The sequence below is a fragment of the Streptomyces sp. NPDC006207 genome (assembly GCF_040613835.1).
In the GTDB taxonomy this organism is placed as follows: domain Bacteria; phylum Actinomycetota; class Actinomycetes; order Streptomycetales; family Streptomycetaceae; genus Actinacidiphila.
Genome location: NZ_JBEXSX010000024.1, coordinates 105,737 through 122,764, shown reverse-complemented (window position 1 = coordinate 122,764; position 17,028 = coordinate 105,737). Strand labels below are relative to the sequence as shown.

The 17,028-nt window shown below is 73.2% G+C and carries 13 protein-coding genes and 2 pseudogenes; 8 read left to right on the top strand and 7 right to left on the bottom strand.

From position 1 onward, the window contains the following. Positions 1 to 90 precede the first annotated feature (90 nt). Positions 91 to 1,317, bottom strand: a complete 1,227-nt coding sequence (locus ABZ312_RS21050) for an MFS transporter (protein ID WP_500327267.1) — start codon at positions 1,315 to 1,317, stop codon at positions 91 to 93. Between the two features lie 499 nt (positions 1,318 to 1,816). On the opposite strand from ABZ312_RS21050, the gene ABZ312_RS21045 reads away from it, so the two are divergent. After that, complete coding sequence (locus tag ABZ312_RS21045; protein WP_500327269.1) at positions 1,817 to 2,104, top strand: hypothetical protein; 288 nt, start codon at positions 1,817 to 1,819, stop codon at positions 2,102 to 2,104. 28 nt (positions 2,105 to 2,132) lie between these two features. Here the strand turns inward: ABZ312_RS21045 and ABZ312_RS21040 are convergent, their stop codons facing one another. Continuing rightward, a complete protein-coding gene (locus ABZ312_RS21040) occupies positions 2,133 to 2,603 on the bottom strand; it encodes a GNAT family N-acetyltransferase (RefSeq protein ID WP_500327270.1) in 471 nt (156 codons plus the stop codon). 236 nt (positions 2,604 to 2,839) lie between these two features. Between ABZ312_RS21040 and ABZ312_RS21035 the strand changes: the two genes are divergently transcribed. Continuing rightward, positions 2,840 to 3,598, top strand: a complete 759-nt coding sequence (locus tag ABZ312_RS21035; RefSeq protein ID WP_500327271.1) for a hypothetical protein — start codon at positions 2,840 to 2,842, stop codon at positions 3,596 to 3,598. A gap of 17 nt (positions 3,599 to 3,615) precedes the next feature. On the opposite strand, the gene ABZ312_RS21030 is transcribed toward ABZ312_RS21035, so the two are convergent. Next, the gene (locus ABZ312_RS21030) at positions 3,616 to 4,791 is read right to left on the bottom strand and encodes an aromatic ring-hydroxylating oxygenase subunit alpha (protein ID WP_500327272.1); all 1,176 of its coding nucleotides are present in this window, start codon (positions 4,789 to 4,791) and stop codon (positions 3,616 to 3,618) included. Between the two features lie 64 nt (positions 4,792 to 4,855). Beyond that, entirely contained in the window at positions 4,856 to 6,583 is a 1,728-nt protein-coding gene (locus ABZ312_RS21025) for a dolichyl-phosphate-mannose--protein mannosyltransferase (protein WP_500327273.1), read from the bottom strand. A gap of 43 nt (positions 6,584 to 6,626) precedes the next feature. Between ABZ312_RS21025 and ABZ312_RS21020 the strand changes: the two genes are divergently transcribed. Then, positions 6,627 to 7,487, top strand: coding sequence for an alpha/beta fold hydrolase (locus ABZ312_RS21020; protein ID WP_500438458.1), 861 nt, complete (start codon positions 6,627 to 6,629; stop codon positions 7,485 to 7,487). Positions 7,488 to 7,602: 115 nt separating this feature from the next. On the opposite strand, the pseudogene ABZ312_RS21015 reads toward ABZ312_RS21020, so the two are convergent. Beyond that, a pseudogene (locus tag ABZ312_RS21015) lies at positions 7,603 to 8,046 on the bottom strand (suppressor of fused domain protein); the annotation flags it as partial. A gap of 352 nt (positions 8,047 to 8,398) precedes the next feature. Between ABZ312_RS21015 and ABZ312_RS21010 the strand changes: the two are divergent. Together ABZ312_RS21010 and ABZ312_RS21005 are read left to right on the top strand one after the other, a co-directional pair. Continuing rightward, positions 8,399 to 9,928, top strand: coding sequence for a hypothetical protein (locus ABZ312_RS21010; RefSeq protein WP_500327275.1), 1,530 nt, complete (start codon positions 8,399 to 8,401; stop codon positions 9,926 to 9,928). A 153-nt stretch (positions 9,929 to 10,081) separates the two neighbouring features. After that, entirely contained in the window at positions 10,082 to 11,548 is a 1,467-nt protein-coding gene (locus ABZ312_RS21005; RefSeq protein WP_500327277.1) for an alkaline phosphatase PhoX, read from the top strand. Between the two features lie 68 nt (positions 11,549 to 11,616). Here the strand turns inward: ABZ312_RS21005 and ABZ312_RS21000 are convergent, their stop codons facing one another. Then, positions 11,617 to 12,834 (bottom strand): TerD family protein, encoded by a 1,218-nt coding sequence (locus tag ABZ312_RS21000; protein ID WP_500438461.1) that lies wholly within the window; start codon positions 12,832 to 12,834, stop codon positions 11,617 to 11,619. A gap of 65 nt (positions 12,835 to 12,899) precedes the next feature. On the opposite strand from ABZ312_RS21000, the pseudogene ABZ312_RS20995 reads away from it, so the two are divergent. Next, a pseudogene (locus ABZ312_RS20995) lies at positions 12,900 to 13,630 on the top strand (SDR family NAD(P)-dependent oxidoreductase). Positions 13,631 to 13,643: 13 nt separating this feature from the next. Here the strand turns inward: ABZ312_RS20995 and ABZ312_RS20990 are convergent. Then, positions 13,644 to 14,453, bottom strand: coding sequence for an NAD-dependent epimerase/dehydratase family protein (locus tag ABZ312_RS20990; protein WP_500438457.1), 810 nt, complete (start codon positions 14,451 to 14,453; stop codon positions 13,644 to 13,646). 209 nt (positions 14,454 to 14,662) lie between these two features. Between ABZ312_RS20990 and ABZ312_RS20985 the strand changes: the two genes are divergently transcribed. Further along, on the top strand, positions 14,663 to 15,598 hold the full coding sequence (locus ABZ312_RS20985) for a 5-dehydro-4-deoxyglucarate dehydratase (RefSeq protein ID WP_500327282.1): 936 nt from the start codon (positions 14,663 to 14,665) through the stop codon (positions 15,596 to 15,598). A 41-nt stretch (positions 15,599 to 15,639) separates the two neighbouring features. Continuing rightward, positions 15,640 to 16,827 (top strand): hypothetical protein, encoded by a 1,188-nt coding sequence (locus tag ABZ312_RS20980; RefSeq protein ID WP_500438455.1) that lies wholly within the window; start codon positions 15,640 to 15,642, stop codon positions 16,825 to 16,827. Positions 16,828 to 17,028 lie beyond the last annotated feature (201 nt).

Genomic DNA, 17,028 nt, shown 5'->3' with positions numbered 1-17,028 from the left:
ATCCACACCAGGCCAGAAGGCCCTCACCCATTTCAAGATCCCTCAACCGAGACCTGCATCACCCGTCCACAACCTCCCGGGACAGAACACCTAGGCCGCCTTGGCGTCGATCTTCCCCATCCGCTCCTCGTCGACGTGCGTGTTCTCGGCGAGGAACACCGCCCGTACCGGGCCGGAGAGCCACAGCGAGACCGCCGAGAGTTCCGCGACCCCCAGGACGGTGAAGAACATGCCGCCGGAACCGATCGCTGCCGTCCACCAGTCGTAGGAAAGGCCGCCGATGAGCACCGCGACCGGGTAGGCGCCCTGGGAGATCAGGCGGCGGCAGCCGCTGACGACGCCGAGCGCGTCGCCGGGTGACTGGCGCTGCCAGATCGCGGTCATCGGGCCGCCGGTGAGCTGCAGCCCCGCGTTGCGGCCGAAACTCCCCAGGTACCAGAGCCAGTGGGCACCCGGTACGACGAGCAGGATGCGGCCTGCCACGGCCGCGGTGGCCTGTGCGGCGGGCAGGAGGACGTCGGCGCGGTGCGGCCGCTTGCGCAGCGTCATGTACAGGGCGCCGGAGACCAGCCCCACTCCGCCGAACGCGGAGTACGACCCCCAGCCGACACTGCCGGCGTGCCGGGTCACGTAGGCCACCAGCCCGGCTGCCGAGAGGCCGTTGAAGAAGTTCAGGGCGCTGTACGACAGCTGCAGCCGGCGCAGGCCGCGATGCGCCCAGATGAACCGGAAACCGGCCGCGACATGCGCGAACGGCGACTGCCTCGCCCCCCGTTCGACCATGGGCAACCCTCGGGCCAGCACCGCCATGAGGGAGAAGGAGAGCAGCAGCCCGGTGAGACTGGTTCCCAGCACGACGTCCGGCCCGGAGACCGCGTAGGTCCACGCGCCGATCGCCGGTGCCAGGATCTGCGGAACGCTCTGCACCAGGTGGACGAGCGCGTTGGAGCGGACCAGTTCGACATCGCTCGCCAGGTGCCTCACCACACTGACGATGAGCGACTGCGCCACGCTGTCGGCGAGGGCCTGCACGACGAGGACGACGCCGATCAGGACGAAGTCGACGTGGTCGTCGCGCACGATGAGGAACAGCGCGGCGACCGTCGCGGCCAGCACGGCGTTGGCCCCGAGCAGAACGTGCCGTTGAGGGAAACGATCGACGATGACGCCCGCGAACGGGGCGAAGAAGACGCTCGTGAACGTGCGCACCGCCAGCAGGACCGCGAGCGTGGAGGCCTCGCCGGTTTTCGTCGTGACGGTGAGCGTGACGGCGATCGACGCCATTCCCGCACCCAGCAGGTTCAGGAATTCGGACACGAGTATCGCGAGGAAGGTCGCCCGCCTGACAGCAGCGGTAGGGCGCATCACGTGCTGGCCTCCAGGGTGCCGGTGGTGCCCGGCCAAGGCCGGGCAGGGTCGGTCAACGACGGTTGCTCAGGGCGTGACGGGGTCAGCCTGCGCCGCCGCCGGTCAGTGATGGTTCGGGGATTGCGGTATCTCACCGGTGCTGTACGCGCTCGTGGGGGACCTGCCGTGCGTGGGGAGACGGGCTCAAGCGGAGTCCGGGAGCGTGTCGATCACGGCCAGGACCGTAACAGCCAGGCTGAACCGGCGCCTACTGCCTCGGCACACCCGTCACCGACAGGCACTGTGGTCAACGGCATTGAGGTCCGGGAACAGCCGGCGGAGGGTCAGCACCGTGAGCCCGGCGTCGATCGTCGCCCGAATATCCTTCCGGGATGATGCCTGCGCCCCTGACCCACGTCGATGAGGACGCGGCCTGCGGTTTGCCGGGCCGGGCGGTGACGTGTTCCGCGTGCCCGGGGCGACCGTCGTGGTCGGACCCCTGTCGGTGGTGATCGTCGCGGACCCCGGGGACGACCCGGACGTCAGCGGGGTGTGGAACGACCGGGAGTTCCGGCTGGTCGGCCTCGCACCGGCCCCCGTCGCGTCACGCACTTCCTGGTCGGCCCCTGGTCTCGTCGCCACGGTCAGCCCCAGCGGGGACGAAGGAAAGCTCGACGTCTGGGTCGGCGGCCGGCACCGCGGCGCACTGCATCCGCTCGGACTGCTCGACATCCCGTGGCGGCGCTTCGACGGATGACCGATGCGTTCACGCGCCCGCGCGGTGCTCAGCCGGGTGGGAGGGCGAGCCGCAGGACGATCTCGCCGTCGTCGATCTCACCGGTGGGCTCGAAGCCGAACTTGCGGTAGAAGGGCCAGGGTTCGCCGTCACCGGGCTCGTAGCTGGTCAGCAGCTCGGTGGCGCCGTCGGCGCGGACCAGGTCGGCGATCTGGGTGAGCACCTCCCGGCCGATGCCGTGCCCCTGGTGGTGCTTGTCGATGAGGAGGCGCCAGATGAAGTGCCGTCCCTGGTAGGGGCCGGCCGGCGGTTTCCACGACAGCATCACGAAGCCGACCGGCTCGTCGCCGCGGTACACGGCGCGGTACCAGGGGTTGGCGTCCGGCATCTTCGCCGCCTGCTTGAGCGACAGGGACACCGACGCGACGAACTGCTTCTGCTTGTGCCGGACGCGCAGGGCACGGACGGCCTCGCGGTTGTCGTCGGTGATCTCCCGGAGGTGCACGCCTGGGGACGTCATGCCACACCCTTTCCCTGTGCGTACGCGTAGCCGCGGGCGCCGGGTCGTACGTCCTCGCAGCGTATGCGGCCCGCCGCGCCCAGAGCGGGACTGGCGCGCCGGGAGGTGTGCGGACCCGGGCGGCGCATCCGGGGCCTGCGGCGTTCGACCGGCTGTTAGAGTCCGGCCTTGCCGGTTCCCGCCACCGTACGCAGGCGGCGGAGGATCCATGAGCGATCGGACCGCGAAGGACAACGATGGTCGAATTGGTACGGACCCTGGTCGAGGCACTCGTGCAAGGGCTGCCGGGACTGAGGGCGATCCGCGAGGAGAAGCGGCGCAGCAAACTCGGCGCGGAGCTGTTCATCCTCTACGTGCGGCTCAACGAGGTGATGCTGGAGGCGGAAGGCATCGTCAGGAACCTGGAGGGCTACGCGGAGCGGATGGGCCGGCACCTCGAGCACGGTGACGACGCGTACGCGCTCGGCGCGGGGGGCTGGGTCGCCCGGGGTGTGCAGAGGCAGATCGTGAACCTCGCGCGGATCTCCGGTCTGATGGGTGACCACGGTGTGGCGCTGCAGATCATCGACCCCGAGGCCTACAACCGGCTCCAGCCGCTGCTCAGCGGCAAGTTCAACGCCCTGCAGGTGCTCCTCGCCATCATGCGCTCCGGGGCCCTGCCGCTCGCCCCGACGCAGGAGGACCTCGCGAGGGCGATGGACGTCGGTCATCCCGGCAGCAGGGAGGGGCAGCGCCGGATGATGGCCAACCTGGAGGAGTTCGCGCCCCGGTGGCGTGACACCGCGCTCGCCACGTCGTCCCCATGGGGACCGTCGACGTACGAATCCGTCGTCCGGTACCTGCGGGAGCGCGAGCCGCGCGAGCAGCTGTCCGAGATCCGCGCCGCCCTGGAGTCGCTGCGGACGGCCCTCGAAAAGCACTTCACGATCTCCGACGTACTGCTGGAGGTCGGGGACGCGCGCATGGGGTATCGGAGCGGCAGCTTCGTGGAGTGACCCGCCCGGGCGGTGGACTAGGCGGGGTCGAGCGGTTCCCACGGGGGCGTGCCGCGGTAGGCGCGGCCGACCATCGTGACCCAGCGGTGGACCGCGTCCTCGTTGGGGGCGAAGGGGCCGGGGCGGTAGTGCGGGGAGGCCAGGCCGCGCTGCACCGACTCGCAGGCGGCCCAGTCCTGCCGGTTCGTGCGGTCCCAGAACTCCACGGCGTACGAGGCGTCGGCCACGCCCTGGGGTACGTACCAGGTGCAGGTGACCCGGGTGAGGTCCGGGGCTTCCGGGACGAGCAGATGGGTCATCACGTAGTCGGGGTGCAGGGAGAGCAGCAGGTTCGGGAAGAGGCCGAGGTACAGCACGCGGCGCCGGTCCGTGCCGTCGATGAAGGTCCCCCGGGACCGGCCGGTCAGGGACATCGTCTCCGCGCCGTCCCGCAGGTCCATCGCCCCACCCACCCATGCGCCGGGGAGGTCGTAGTTGTCGCCGCTGGCCGGCGGGGACACGGCGCACAGCTCGGGGTGGATCAGCGGGCAGTGGTAGCACTCGTGGTAGTTCTCGGCGATCACCTTCCAGTTCGCGCGGACCGTGTACGCGTGCCGCTCGGCTGCCTTCAGCTCCCCGGGGGCGTACGGGTCGACCAGCGGGCCCATCCCGCCGAGGTGCTCGGCGAACGGTGCCGCGCCGCCGGTCGCGTTGGCCATGACCCAGCCGTGCCACTCGACGGCGGGCAGTTCGGCCAGCCCGTGGTCCCGGCGGTCGAAGGAGGGCACGTCCTGGAAGCCGGGCGCCCTGCGCAACGCGCCGTCCAGGCCGTACGCCCAGGCGTGGTAGGGGCACGGGACGATCTCCCGGGTGCCCGTGCCGCCCTCGGGCAGGAGTTCGTGGGCCCGGTGCCGGCAGGTGTTGGCGAACGCGCGGACGGCGCCGCCGTCCCCGGAGCGTGTGAGCAGGACCGGGACGTCGCCCACGACCAGGGCGCGCTGCGTGACGGCGGTCCCGTCCGGCCCGCTGAACAGGTCGTCGGCGCGGCCGAGGCAGCACCAGGTGCCGGCGAACAGGTGCCGCCGCTCCCAGTCGAGGACGGCGGCCGAGGTGTACGCCTCGCCGGGCAGCATCGTCGAGGTTCCGAACGGCCGCAGTGCGCGGTCCAGTTCACCGGGCGGGACGGGGGCCTCGGGGAAGACGGGACGTGCCATCGCACACCTCCGGACGGGGCTACCTGGACGGGCGGGCATGGTATCCCGGCCCTGGGCGGCCGGGTCAGATCCAGGTGTTCAGCCACATCCGGGCGTGCCAGTCGTCGTACGGGATCGTCCGCCCTGTGTAGATCGGGAAGAAGTAGAGGAAGTTCCAGACGATCAGCAGGACGAGGACGCCCGCGGCCACCGCCCCGTAGGTGCGGCGGCGTTCGCCGGCGCCGGGCCGTCCGAGGAGCGCGCCGAGCGTCATGGCGAGGGCCAGGCAGAGGTAGGGGAGGAAGACGACGGCGTAGAAGGAGAAGATGGTGCGGTTCTGGTAGTGGAACCACGGGAGGTAGCCCGCGGCGACCGCGCACAGGAGGGCGCCGGCGCGCCAGTCACGGCGCAGCGCCCAGCGGTAGAGCAGGTAGACGAGGGCGAAGCAGGCCGCCCACCACAGCAGCGGCGTGCCGAGGGCGAGGATCTCCCGCGAGCAGTTGGCGGCGCCGCAGCCGTCCTGCCCCGTCTTGGGGGACTCGTAGAAGAAGGACACCGGGCGGCCCAGCACCAGCCAGCTCCACGGGTTGGACTGGTACGGGTGCGGGTCCTCCAGGCCGACGTTGAACTGGTAGACCGCGTACTCGTAGTGCCACAGGCTGCGCAGCGGCGCCGGGATCCAGGACCACGTGCCGCCGCGCCCGTCGGCCCAGTCCCGGCCGTAGCCGTCGTCGCTGAGGAACCAGCCGGTCCAGGTCACCAGGTACGTGACCAGGGCGACCGGGACGAGGGACAGGAAGGACCAGCCGAGGTCGCGGCGGAGCACCGCGCGGCGGGGGCGGCGGGCCCCGGCCAGACGGCGGGCGCCGACGTCCCAGAGCACGGTCATCAGCAGGAAGAACGCCAGGTAGTACAGGCCGTTCCACTTGACGGCGGAGGCCAGGCCCAGTAGCGCGCCGGCCGCGAGCCGCCAGGGCCGCGGGCCTGTTCCCGCGCGGGCGCCGGTGACCGCGTCGGGCCCGGCGAAGCCGTCGGGGTCCACCGGGAGGGCCGCCGCGAGCCGGGCCCGCGCGCGGTCGCGGTCGATCAGCAGGCAGCCGAACGCCGCCAGCACGAAGAACATGACGACCACGTCGAGGAGGGCGACCCGGCTCATCACGAAGTGCAGCCCGTCCACCGCCATCAGGCCGCCCGCGAGGCAGCCCAGTGCCGTCGAGCGGAACAGCCGGCGGCCGATGCGGCACAGCATCAGCACCGACAGCGTGCCGAGCACGGCCGCCATGAAACGCCAGCCGAGCGGGTTCAGGCCGAACATCCACTCGCCGAGGGCGATCACCCACTTGCCCATCGGCGGGTGCGCCATGAAGTGGCCGGTCCCGGAGAGCGGGATGACCTGGGGGTCCCCCAGGATCTGCGGGTCGGAGACCTTGCGGTCGGGCCAGGTGCCCTCGTAGCCGAGCCGGAGCAGGGACCAGGAGTCCTTGGCGTAGAACGTCTCGTCGAAGACGATGGCGCGCGGGCTGCCGAGGTCCACGAAGCGCAGCACTCCGGCGAGGACGGCGACCAGGGCGGGGCCGAGCCAGCCCATGGCCCGTGCGGCGCGGTGCGCCCGCGCCGGACCCAGGCCCAGGGCCTGCCATGTTCGGGTGCCCGGTTCGGGGAAGGGCGGGACCAGCCGCTCGCGCGTGTCGGTCCGGGGGCGTGGGCTGTGGCCGAACCGGCGCAGTCGCAGCGGCCAGTCGGCGGCGGTCGCCGCCCGGGGGCCGCCGGCGGCGTCTTCGGTGCGGTCCGGCGTAGCGGTGTCCGTCGTCACCCGGCCATCCTAGGGACGTTGTCGGATCGTCATACTGGCCCCCGTGTTCGAGGAGATCCTGGTGCCGGTCTCGGACGACCCGGCGGTGGACTTGTTCGTCGCCCGGGCGGGCCGTCCGCCCGGGCCGCCGCTGCTGGTGGTGCACGGCGGACCCGACTGGGACCACACCTATCTGCGCCGGCCCCTGGACCGGCTCGCCGGGCACCGCCGGATCGTCCTCCCGGACCTGCGCGGCTGCGGGCGCTCCACGCGCGGGCTCGCCGACGGCCACTACACGCCGGACGCGGCCACCGCCGACCTCGTGCGGCTGCTGGACGCCCTGGGGATCGGGCGGACGGACGTCCTCGGCTTCTCGTACGGAGGGCTGATCGCGCAGCGCCTCGCCCTGGCCGCGCCCGGGCGTGTACGACGCCTGGTGATCGCGTCGAGCAGTGTCCTGCCGGTGCCGCCGGACGCCTTCGACGGCTGGCCGGAGCGCGAGGAGCGGCTGGCGGCGGAGGCCGCGGTGTGGTCCGACCGCTCGTTGTCCGGAGCGGCCCTCACACGTGCGGCCGCCGTGGCCTCCGCACGGGCGAACGTGTGGCGGGAGGAGGCCCTGCCGGGTTACCTCGACGTCCTGCGCGGCGTCCGCTTCACCGGGGAGTGGCTGCGCCCCTGGCAGGCCGGGACGCTGCCGGGGCCGCGCCGCCCCGGCGACCCCGGGCGGCTCGCGGCGCTCGGCGTGCCCGTGCTGCTGCTGCACGGGCGGCAGGACATGACCTTCCCGGCCGGCCTGGTCGCACCCACGCTGCGGCTCCTCCCGTCCGCGCGGGCCGCGGTGATCGAGGAGGCGGGGCACATGGCCCACGTCGACCAGCCGGACGCCTGGCTGGAGGCCCTGGAGGACTTCCTCTCGCAGGGCTGACCACGGCCGTGCCCGCGGAGCGACCCGGCTCAGACGACCGGCGCCCGGTGCAGGGCCGGCGGAAGGCGATCTCGGACGCGGTCACCGGCAGCAGCCACAGCAGACGCGCGTGGCCGTCCGGCAGCCGGCACACCTCCAGATCGGGGCCGTACAGATACGGGAGGCTGACCAGGATGTGGTCGCAGGCCGAACCGGGGACCCGGGGCTCGCCGACCGGAAGGCTGTGGCCCACGTCGAGCGGATGCGGCCGGGGACCGCGGTGGTGGTGGGCGGTCATGGCGACCAGGTCGGCGAAGCGGGGGTCGCGGACCGGGGCGGTCAGCACGAACTCCAGGCGGTGGCCGTCGCGGTCGGCCCGTGACCCGCGACCGGCCGTGACGTAGGTCCAGTAGCCGCTGCGGGGGCCCGGGCCCACCTCCAGGACGCGCAGCCCGGGGACCGTACCGCGCCGTCCGTCGCCCAGGTCGTGGTCGGCCGTGCCCACCGGGTGGCCCGCGAAGAACCTCCGCACGTGCCGGTCGAGCGCCTCCTGCGTCGGCTCCGCCCCGCTCGTCGTCATGGCGGGGACCATGTCAGCTGCCCGGCGCCCGACCCCGCCCCACCCCGTGGGGCGCGAGGGGCCCCGCCGTACGCCACGGCGCGCACCGGTGCGCGCCGTGAGGCGCGGGCTCCGGGACGTGCGCACCGGTGCCCGGCCACGGCGGTGGGGCGGAAGTGACACCGCTGACGGGTGGAGCCGCCGTGGTCGCCCTCCGGGGTCCGCCGACGCGCGCCAATGCCGCCGCCTCGCGCGTCCGTTGCGGTAACGACGGGTGACGGGAGGCCGAAGCGCACCCGCCGGGCGCCCGCACGTCTAGGCTGGTGCTGCGCGCTCACGCGCCCCCGGACACCGCTGCATTGGAGATCCCGCCATGGCCGCTGACCGCCTCGACCTGCCGCCGGTGAGGCTGCTGCCCGAGGAGGAGCTGGCGCGGCTCGCACTCGCCGTACCGCTCCTCGACCGCGCGGTACGGCTGGCGCGCTGGTGCGCGCCGCACGTGACCGTGGACGCGATGGGGGAGCTGACCGCCGAGGACGTCCCGCGCGCGGTCCGCGAGCTGGGTCTGGAGGAGCAGCCGGACGGCCCGGCAGAGACGACCCAGGCCTGGGGCGTGGCCGTGGACGCGGGCCTCGTCGACCTGGACATCGCGGACACCGCGGACGAGGACGAGGAGGGCGGCGCCCCGAGCGTGGCCCTGGACGAGCCCGCGGGGCGCGCCGTGCCCGGCGAGGCGCTGACGCGGCTGGACACGGGCGAGCCCCGCGAGGTGCTGGAGCTGTGGCTCGCCGCACTGGACACGGCGCTGGCCGAGGCCGCGACCCCCGACCTGGACGGCCTGCTGGAGGAACTGGGCCCGGACGGGGAGGTCGACCTGAGCACCCTGGACTGGGACCCGGAGGAGGAGGCCGAGTTCCTCGACGGCGCGCTCGCCAACCTGTACCTCTTCACCGTCATGGAGGACTCCGGCGGCGACGCCAAGGACGCCGTGCCGCTGCCGGTCCTGGCCGCCTCCCTCGTCGTCCCCGAGGACGTGGAGGAGCCGAGCGACGCCCTGCTGGAGGACGTCACCGAGGTGATGATGCGCCTCGACGAGCACTTCCGGCTGCTCACGACCACCGGGCTGCTGGAGTACCAGCCGCTGGACGAGGCGCTGATCGAGGAGGCCGAGTCCGAGGACGCCGGTCCCGCCGAGGGGACGGTGGCCTTCCCGCAGGAGATCGGGCCCGATGAGGTCTCCCGGTACGGCCTGGTGCGGCTGACCCCGCTCGGCGCGTACGGCGTGCGGTCCCGGATGGTCGAGGCCGGCCTGCACGCCCCGGTCGCCGGTGACCTGGCCGGGGAGCCCGCCGCCGCCCTCCTGGAGGCGCTGTTCCGGTACCCGGACCAGATCGCCCGCCGGGAGGCCGACGCGTGGCTCGGCAACCGCAAGCCGTACGACGCGGCCCGTGAGCTGCTGGAGGCGGCGCGCGGCGAGGACCGCAACGCACCCGGCCGCCGGCTGGTCGCCCAGCAGACCCTGAGCCTGCTCGGCGACGAGGCCGAGCCGGCCCTGCGCGAGGTCCTGCCCGACCGCCAGCTCGGCGGACTGGCCCGGGTCTGGCTGACCGAACGCGAGGCGGCGGACGTCCCCGCGCCCGACGAGGACATGATCTTCTGGCTCACGGTCGACACCATCGCCGCCCAGCTCGACGCCGACGACGACCCCGAGTTGCTGCGCGAGCTGGTCACCGACCTCGTCGCCCGGCATGACGGGTTCTTCACCGCGGCCTGGCGGGTGGACCACCCGGCGACCGCCGACGTCCTGGAGGCCATGGGCCGCATCCACCCCGACAAGCGGCTGGCCAAGGAGGCGCGCAAGGCCGCGTTCAAGGCCCGTTCGGCGGGACCCACGGCGCCCTGAGCCGCCTGCCGCGGCGCGGAACGGGGCGCGGAGGAGGCCCGAACGCCTCAGGGAATGGGCGTCGGAATGTCCCGCTCAGTTCAACTCCCGTTCGCCACGGGGCGGGAGCGTGACTGCGGCAGAGCAGTGACCTCGTGGCCCCAGGAGACAACGATGCCGCTCACCCGTAGAGACTTCGCCAAGCGCACGGCGATCACCGGCGCCGGAGTCGCGCTGGCCGGAACCGTCGACGTCCTCGCGACCGCACCGGGTGCCCTCGCCGCCGAGGCCCCGGCGACCGCCGCGGAGGCCGGGGCGTCCCGGCACCACGGCCAGCTGGGTTACGGCGAGCTGATCAAGGACCCCAAGGGCATTCTGGCCCTGCCCAAGGGCTTCTCGTACCGCGTCATCACCAGGACCGGCGTCACCAAGCTGGAGTCCGGCGAGTCGACCCCCTCCAACCACGACGGCACCGCGACCTTCGAGGGCCTGCGCGGCGCCACGCTGCTCGCCAACAACCACGAGCTGGCCGGCGCCCGCGCCGACTGGCCGCACCCGGTCCCGCTGACCGAGGGCCTGGTCTACGACTCCGGCGCGGCCGGCGGCGTGACCATCGTCGAGGTCGCCCAGCACGGCGGCCACGTCGTGGAGTGGGTCGGCGTGGCCGGCACGGTCACCAACTGCGCGGGCGGCCGCACCCCCTGGGGCACCTGGCTGACCTGCGAGGAGACCGAGGACAAGGCCGGCAAGAACGGCTTCCTGAAGGACCACGGCTACGTCTTCGAGGTCGACCCGTACGACCGCAAGGCCAACCGCGACCCCAAGCCGATCAAGGCCCTGGGCCGCTACGCGCACGAGGCGGTCGTCGTCGACCCCAAGCGCGGCCACCTCTTCCTCACCGAGGACGCCTCCAACCCCAACGGCCTGTTCTTCCGCTGGACCCCGCCGGCCGGCTTCCACCACGGCCGCGGCAAGCTGCGCGCCCTCAAGGCCGACGCGGGTGTGCTGCAGGCCTTCAAGTGCTTCGACTCCGGCGGCAGGTTCGTCGACGACCTGTCCCGTGCCACGAAGATCGGCACGGTCTACGGCGTGGACTGGGTGGACGTCCCGGACCGGGACGCCGCCACCACCTCCGTCCGCAAGCAGTTCGCGGCCGGCGAGGTCACCCGGGCCCGCAAGCTGGAGGGCATGTGGTGGGGCGACGGCGGCGTGTACGTCGTCTCCTCCTACGCCCGCGAGGAGAGCCCGGGCGCGGCCCACGACGGTGCCGTGTGGTTCTACGACCCCAAGCGCCGCACCCTGACCCTCAAGGTCCTCCTGGGCGTCAACCCCGACCCGTCGGTCGACGGCGCCTTCGACGGCCCGGACAACATCACCGTCTCGCCCTACGGCGGCCTGGTCATCGCCGAGGACGGCGAGGGCCAGCAGCACCTGTTCGGCGCGCTCGGCGACGGCCGCACCTACCCGATCGCCCGCAACGAGCTGAACATCGGCACCGCGCAGGAGCCGGAGTACAGCGAGTTCACCGGTGTGACCTTCTCGCCCGACGGCAGGACGCTGTTCGCCAACATCCAGGTGCCGGGCATCATGCTGGCCATCACCGGACCGTGGCGCCGCCAGGGCCACGGCGGCGCCTGCTGAGCTCCGACCGCACCACCCGCGCCCGGTGGTCCGTGCCCCGCACGGACCACCGGGCGCACCCGCGTCGCTCAGAGCGCCTGCGCGGCGGGCTTGACCATGCCCTTCACGGTGCGGGAGTCGACGAAGTCGCCCAGCGCCGTCATCTCCCACTCGCCGGAGAACTGGCGGACGAACTTGGCCATCATCACGCCCGTGCGGGGCTCGGCGCCGGTGAGGTCGAAGCGCACCAGCTCCTCGCCCGTCGTGCCGTCCAGCAGGCGGCAGTAGGCCTTGGCCACCTGGTTGAACTTCTGGCCGGAGAAGGAGTTCACCGTGAAGACCAGTCCGGTGACCTCGGGCGGCAGCCCGCCGAGGTGGACGGTGATGACCTCGTCGTCGCCCGCGCCCTCGCCGGTGAGGTTGTCACCGGAGTGCTGGATCGCCCCGCCCAGGATGGTGAGCCGGCCGAAGTAGCAGGACTCGATGTGGTTGCGCTGCGGCCCGTACGCGATGACCGAGGCGTCCAGGTCGATGTCCTTGCCGCGGTAGGCGGGCTCCCAGCCGAGGCCCATGCGGACCGAGGTCATCAGCGGCTTGCCGCCCTTGACCAGGGAGACCGTCTGATTCTTCTGGAGGTTGACCCGGCCCTTGTCCAGGTTGATCTTGCCGGTGCCGACCGGTGGGGCGGGGGGTGCCGGGGGCACGGGCGGCGCCGGGGGCGCGGGGGGAGGCGTCATGGCGGCGGCCGGGGGCGCGGGCGGCGGGGGAGCCACGGGCGGCGCCTGGGGCGGTGCCTGCGGCGCGGCGGCCGCGGGCTCGTCGACGGACACGCCGAAGTCGGTCGCGATGCCCGCCAGCCCGTTGGCGTACCCCTGGCCGACCGCGCGGGCCTTCCAGGCGCCGGAGCGGCGGTAGATCTCGACCACCACGAGGGCGGTCTCGGTGCTCAGGGCGGGCGGGGTGAAGGTCGCCAGGACGGCGCCGCTGTCGGCGTCCCGCACCGTCGCCGTCGGCTCGGTGCCGGCGAAGGTCGCCCCGGGCGCGTCGGGGCTCGCCGTCACGACGATCTTCTCGATGCCGGCGGGCACGGCCACCGTGTCCACCGTGATCGCGTCGGGGGAGGTGCCGCCGCCGGACCGGTAGGTCACACCCGGCGCCGCGGGCTGGTTGTAGAACACGAAGTCGTCGTCGGAGCGCACCTTGCCGTCGGCGGCGATCAGGAGGCCCGACACATCAAGCCGCACGGGCGCGGATACCTCCACTGCCACGCGTGCCGCGGAGAGCGGGATGTTCGAGCCGGGTGTCATTGCGGTCATGTTCCGCTTAACGATCGTTCCGGGTTTACGGTTCCATTACCGAACGGAGTTTTCACGTGTCACGCATCGTGGTCATCAGCGGCGGCGGTACGGGGATCGGCCTGGCCGTCGCGGAGGCGTTCGTCCGCGACGGGGACCAGGTCGTGCTGGTCGGACGGCGCAAGGACGTCCTGGACGGGGCGGTCGCCCGGCTGGGTTCCGGATCGGCCCTGGCGGTCCCGGCGGACCTGACCGACGAGGCGGGGACGGCCGGCGTTCGCGAGCTCGTGGCGGAGCGCTTCGGGCGGGTGGACGTCCTGGTCAACAACGCGGGCGGGAACGTCGCGCTCGGCGGCGGGGAGCCGTCGCTCACCGAACTGTGGACGGGCAACTTCCGGTCCAACGTGCTGACCGCCGTGCTCCTCACCGAGGCGCTGCGCGACCTGCTGGCAGACGGCGGCCGGGTGCTGCTGCTCAGCTCCATCGCCGCGGTGCGCGGCGGCGGGTCCGGCTCGTACGGCGCCGCCAAGGCCGCCCTGCACCCGTACGCCTACGACCTGGCGGCGGACCTCGGCGGGCGCGGGATCACGGTCAACGTCATCGCGCCCGGCTTCATCGACGACACCGAGTTCTTCGGCGGGCGCATGACGCAGGAGCGGCGCGCGTTCCTCGTCGGCCAGACCCTCACCGGCCGGGTCGGCGTCCCCGAGGACGTCGCCTCGCTCGCCCACTGGCTCGCCTCCCTGGTGCCGCCCACATCACCGCGCAGATCCACCAGGTGAACGGCGGCGCGGAACGCGGCCGCTGAGGGCCGCCGCGGGTCAGTGGGGCCAGAGGGGCGGATGCGTGGTGAAGTGGCCGCCGAGGTGCGCGTGGTCCGGGTTGTCCGGGTCGAGTTCGCCCTGTTCGGCGATGAGCTTGGCCGCGAAGGGCTCGGAGTCGTCCTGCGGCTCGTAGCCCAGCGCCCGCGCGGAGGACAGGTCCCACCACAGCCGGGTGTTGGCGGAGCTGCCGTGGACCACGGTGTGCCCGACGCCCTCGGCGGTGAGGGCGGCGTGCAGCAGCCGGGCGCCGTCCTCGGGGCTCATCCAGACCGACAGCATGCGCACCGAGGTCGGCTCCCGGAAGCAGGAGCCGATGCGGATGGAGACGGTCTCCAGGCCGTGCAGGTCCCAGTAGAGCTGGGCGAGGTCCTCGCCGAAGCACTTGGACAGGCCGTAGAAGGTGTCGGGGCGGCGCGGGGTGTCGACTGGGATGAGCGGGTCGTCCCCGACCGGGCGCGGGGTGAAGCCCACGGCGTGGTTGCTGGAGGCGAAGACGATCCGCGGCACGCCCTCCTCGCGGGCGGCCTCGTAGAGGTGGTAGGTGCCCTCGATGTTGGCGCGCAGGATCTTCTCGAAGGGGGCTTCCAGGGAGATGCCCGCGAGGTGGATGATCGCGTCGACCCCGCGTACGGCCTCGCGCAGGGCGGCGAGGTCCGCCAGGTCCGCGGTGATCGCGTCGGGCGCGCCCTCGACGGGCCGCACGTCGAGCAGGCGCAGCCGGTAGCCGTAGGCCGGCAGCAGCTCGCGCATCAGGGTGCCCAGGCCGCCTGCGGCGCCGGTGAGCAGGACGGTGCGGGGAGCGGGCATGCGCGGGTCTCCTCGATCGGACGTCCACATTGGTGGATGTCATTCATATGCATGGACACGCTAAAGAGAGCTTGTCGAAGCGTCAAGACTCCACCACCTGCGGCTGTCTTTCTTGACCCCTCCTTATGTGCTGCCTTAGCGTAAACGCGTTCATGAATATAGACATCGATCAGATGAGCGCACAGACGCCAGTCTTCAGGGAGAACCCGATGACCGATGCCGCCTCACTCTCCGCGCGCCTCGACGGCCTGCTGTTCTTCCCCGTGACGCCCTTCGGCCCGGACGGCGCCGTTGACCTGGAGGTCTTCCGCGCGCACGTGCGCCGCGGGATCGAGGCCGGAGCCGGGGCGGTCTTCGCGTGCTGCGGCACCGGCGAGTTCCACGCGCTGACGCCCGAGGAGTTCCGCGCCTGCGTGGCCGCGGCCGTCGAGGAGTCCGCGGGCCGGGTCCCCGTCGTCGCCGGCGCCGGCTACGGCACCGCCCTGGCCCTGCAGTTCGCTCGCCTCGCCGAGGAGGCGGGCGCCGACGGACTGCTCGCCATGCCGCCCTACCTCGTCGTCGCCGACCAGGCCGGACTGCTGCGGCACTACGCGGCGCTCGCCGCGGGCACCTCGCTCGACGTCATCGTCTACCAGCGCGACAACGCCGTCCTCACCCCCGCGACCGTCGCCGAACTCGCCCGCATCCCGCGCATCATCGGCCTCAAGGACGGCGTCGGCGACCTCGACCTGATGCAGCGCATCATCAGCGCCGTCCGCAGCACGGTCCCCGACCGCGACTTCCGCTACTTCAACGGCCTCCCCACCGCCGAACTCACCGGCCTCGCCTACCGCGGCATCGGCGTCACCCTCTACTCCTCCGCCGTCTTCTGCTTCGCGCCCGAGATCGCCCTCGCCTTCCACCGCGCCCTGACCGGCGGCGACGACACCACCGTGAACGCCCTCCTCGACGGCTTCTACCGGCCGCTGGTGGAACTGCGCCAGCAGGGCCGCGGCTACGCCGTCTCCCTGGTCAAGGCCGGCGTCCGGCTGCGCGGGCTGGACGTCGGCGAGGTGCGCCCGCCGCTGTCCGAGCCCGCGCCCGCGCACATCAAGGAACTGGCCGAACTCATCGACCGCGGACTCGCCCTGCTCGGCGAGGACTGACGTACGGTGACCCGCGTCAACCCCCACCCTCAGGAGCCGCGTTGAGAGCCTCCACCTTCGTCTACCCGTGGGACGTCGTCGGCGACCCGGAGGCGGCGGACCGCATCGCCGGCCTCGGCGTGCAGCAGGTCACCCTCGCCTCCGCGTACCACTCCACGCGGGCGCTGACCCCACGCCATCCCGGGCACCGCGTCGTCACCGCCCGCCACGCCGCCGTGCTCTACCCGCCGGACGAGCGGCGCTGGGCGGGGCGCGCCCTGCGGCCGTACACCCAGGACTGGGCGGGCGCCGAGGACGCCTACGGCGAGGCCGCCCGGGCCCTGCGGGCGGCCGGACTGGCCGTGCACTCCTGGGTCGTGCTCGCCCACAACTCCCGTCTCGGGGACGAACACCCCCGGGTGAGCGTGCGCAACGCCTACGGCGACCCCTACCCGTGGGCGCCGTGCATCGCCCAGCCGGAGGTGCGCGAGTACCTCGTCACGCTGGCGGCGGAGGCCGCGGTGCGGCCGGGGACCGGGACGGAGGGTACGGAACTGGAGTCCTGCGGCTGGTACGGCCTCGCCCACCTGCACGCCCACGACAAGACGGGCGGCGTGCCGCTGCCCGGGGCCGCGCAGTACCTGATGTCCCTGTGCTTCTGCCCCACGTGCGCGGCGGGGTACGCCGCGCTGGGCGCGGACCCGGACGAACTGCGCGCGGCCGTGCGCGACGCCCTGGCGCCGGTGTGGGCGGGGGAGTGGACCCCGGGGCCCGACGAGTGGGCCGACGTCGAGAAGCTGCTCGGGGCGGACCTCGCGGGGCTGACGATGGCGTGGCGGGGCCCCGTCGCGCGGGAGTTGCAGCGGGCGGCGGTGGAGGCTGTACGGGGTGCGGCGGCACGGGCCGGGGCCGCACCGGGGTTCCAGGTGCTGCTGCACGCGGATCCGCACGCCCACCGCTGCGGGGCCAACGTGGGCGTCGACCCGGGGTACGTCCTGGACCATGCGGACGGGCTCGTGCTGCCCGGGGCCGACCTGGTGGCGGCCTGCGTGCCGCACGCACGGGCGGGCACCGTGCTGGCCGCCAACTTCCCCGTGGTCGCGGGAATGGGGGGCAGCCCCGGCACGCTGACCGCGGACGCCTCCCGGGCGGCTGCGGCCGGGGCGACGGAGCTGCGGCTCTACCACGCGGGGCTCGCGTCCGCGGGGGACCTGGCGGGGGTGCGGGCGTTCTTGGCGGGGGTGGGGTGAGGCTTGCGCCTCGGGTGCGGGTGGGTTGTTGTGTGCGGGTTGGTTGCGCCTGCGGCGGGCATCCCCCGCCCGCCCTCCCTCCCCCAGCCTTCGGCCGGGGGGACCCCCATCCGGCGCGGTCAGTGACCGCCTCGCTGCGTACGTATGGGGTCGGTGCCGCGCCGGGGTACGCCCCCAGCCTTCGGCCGGGGGCGTACCCCG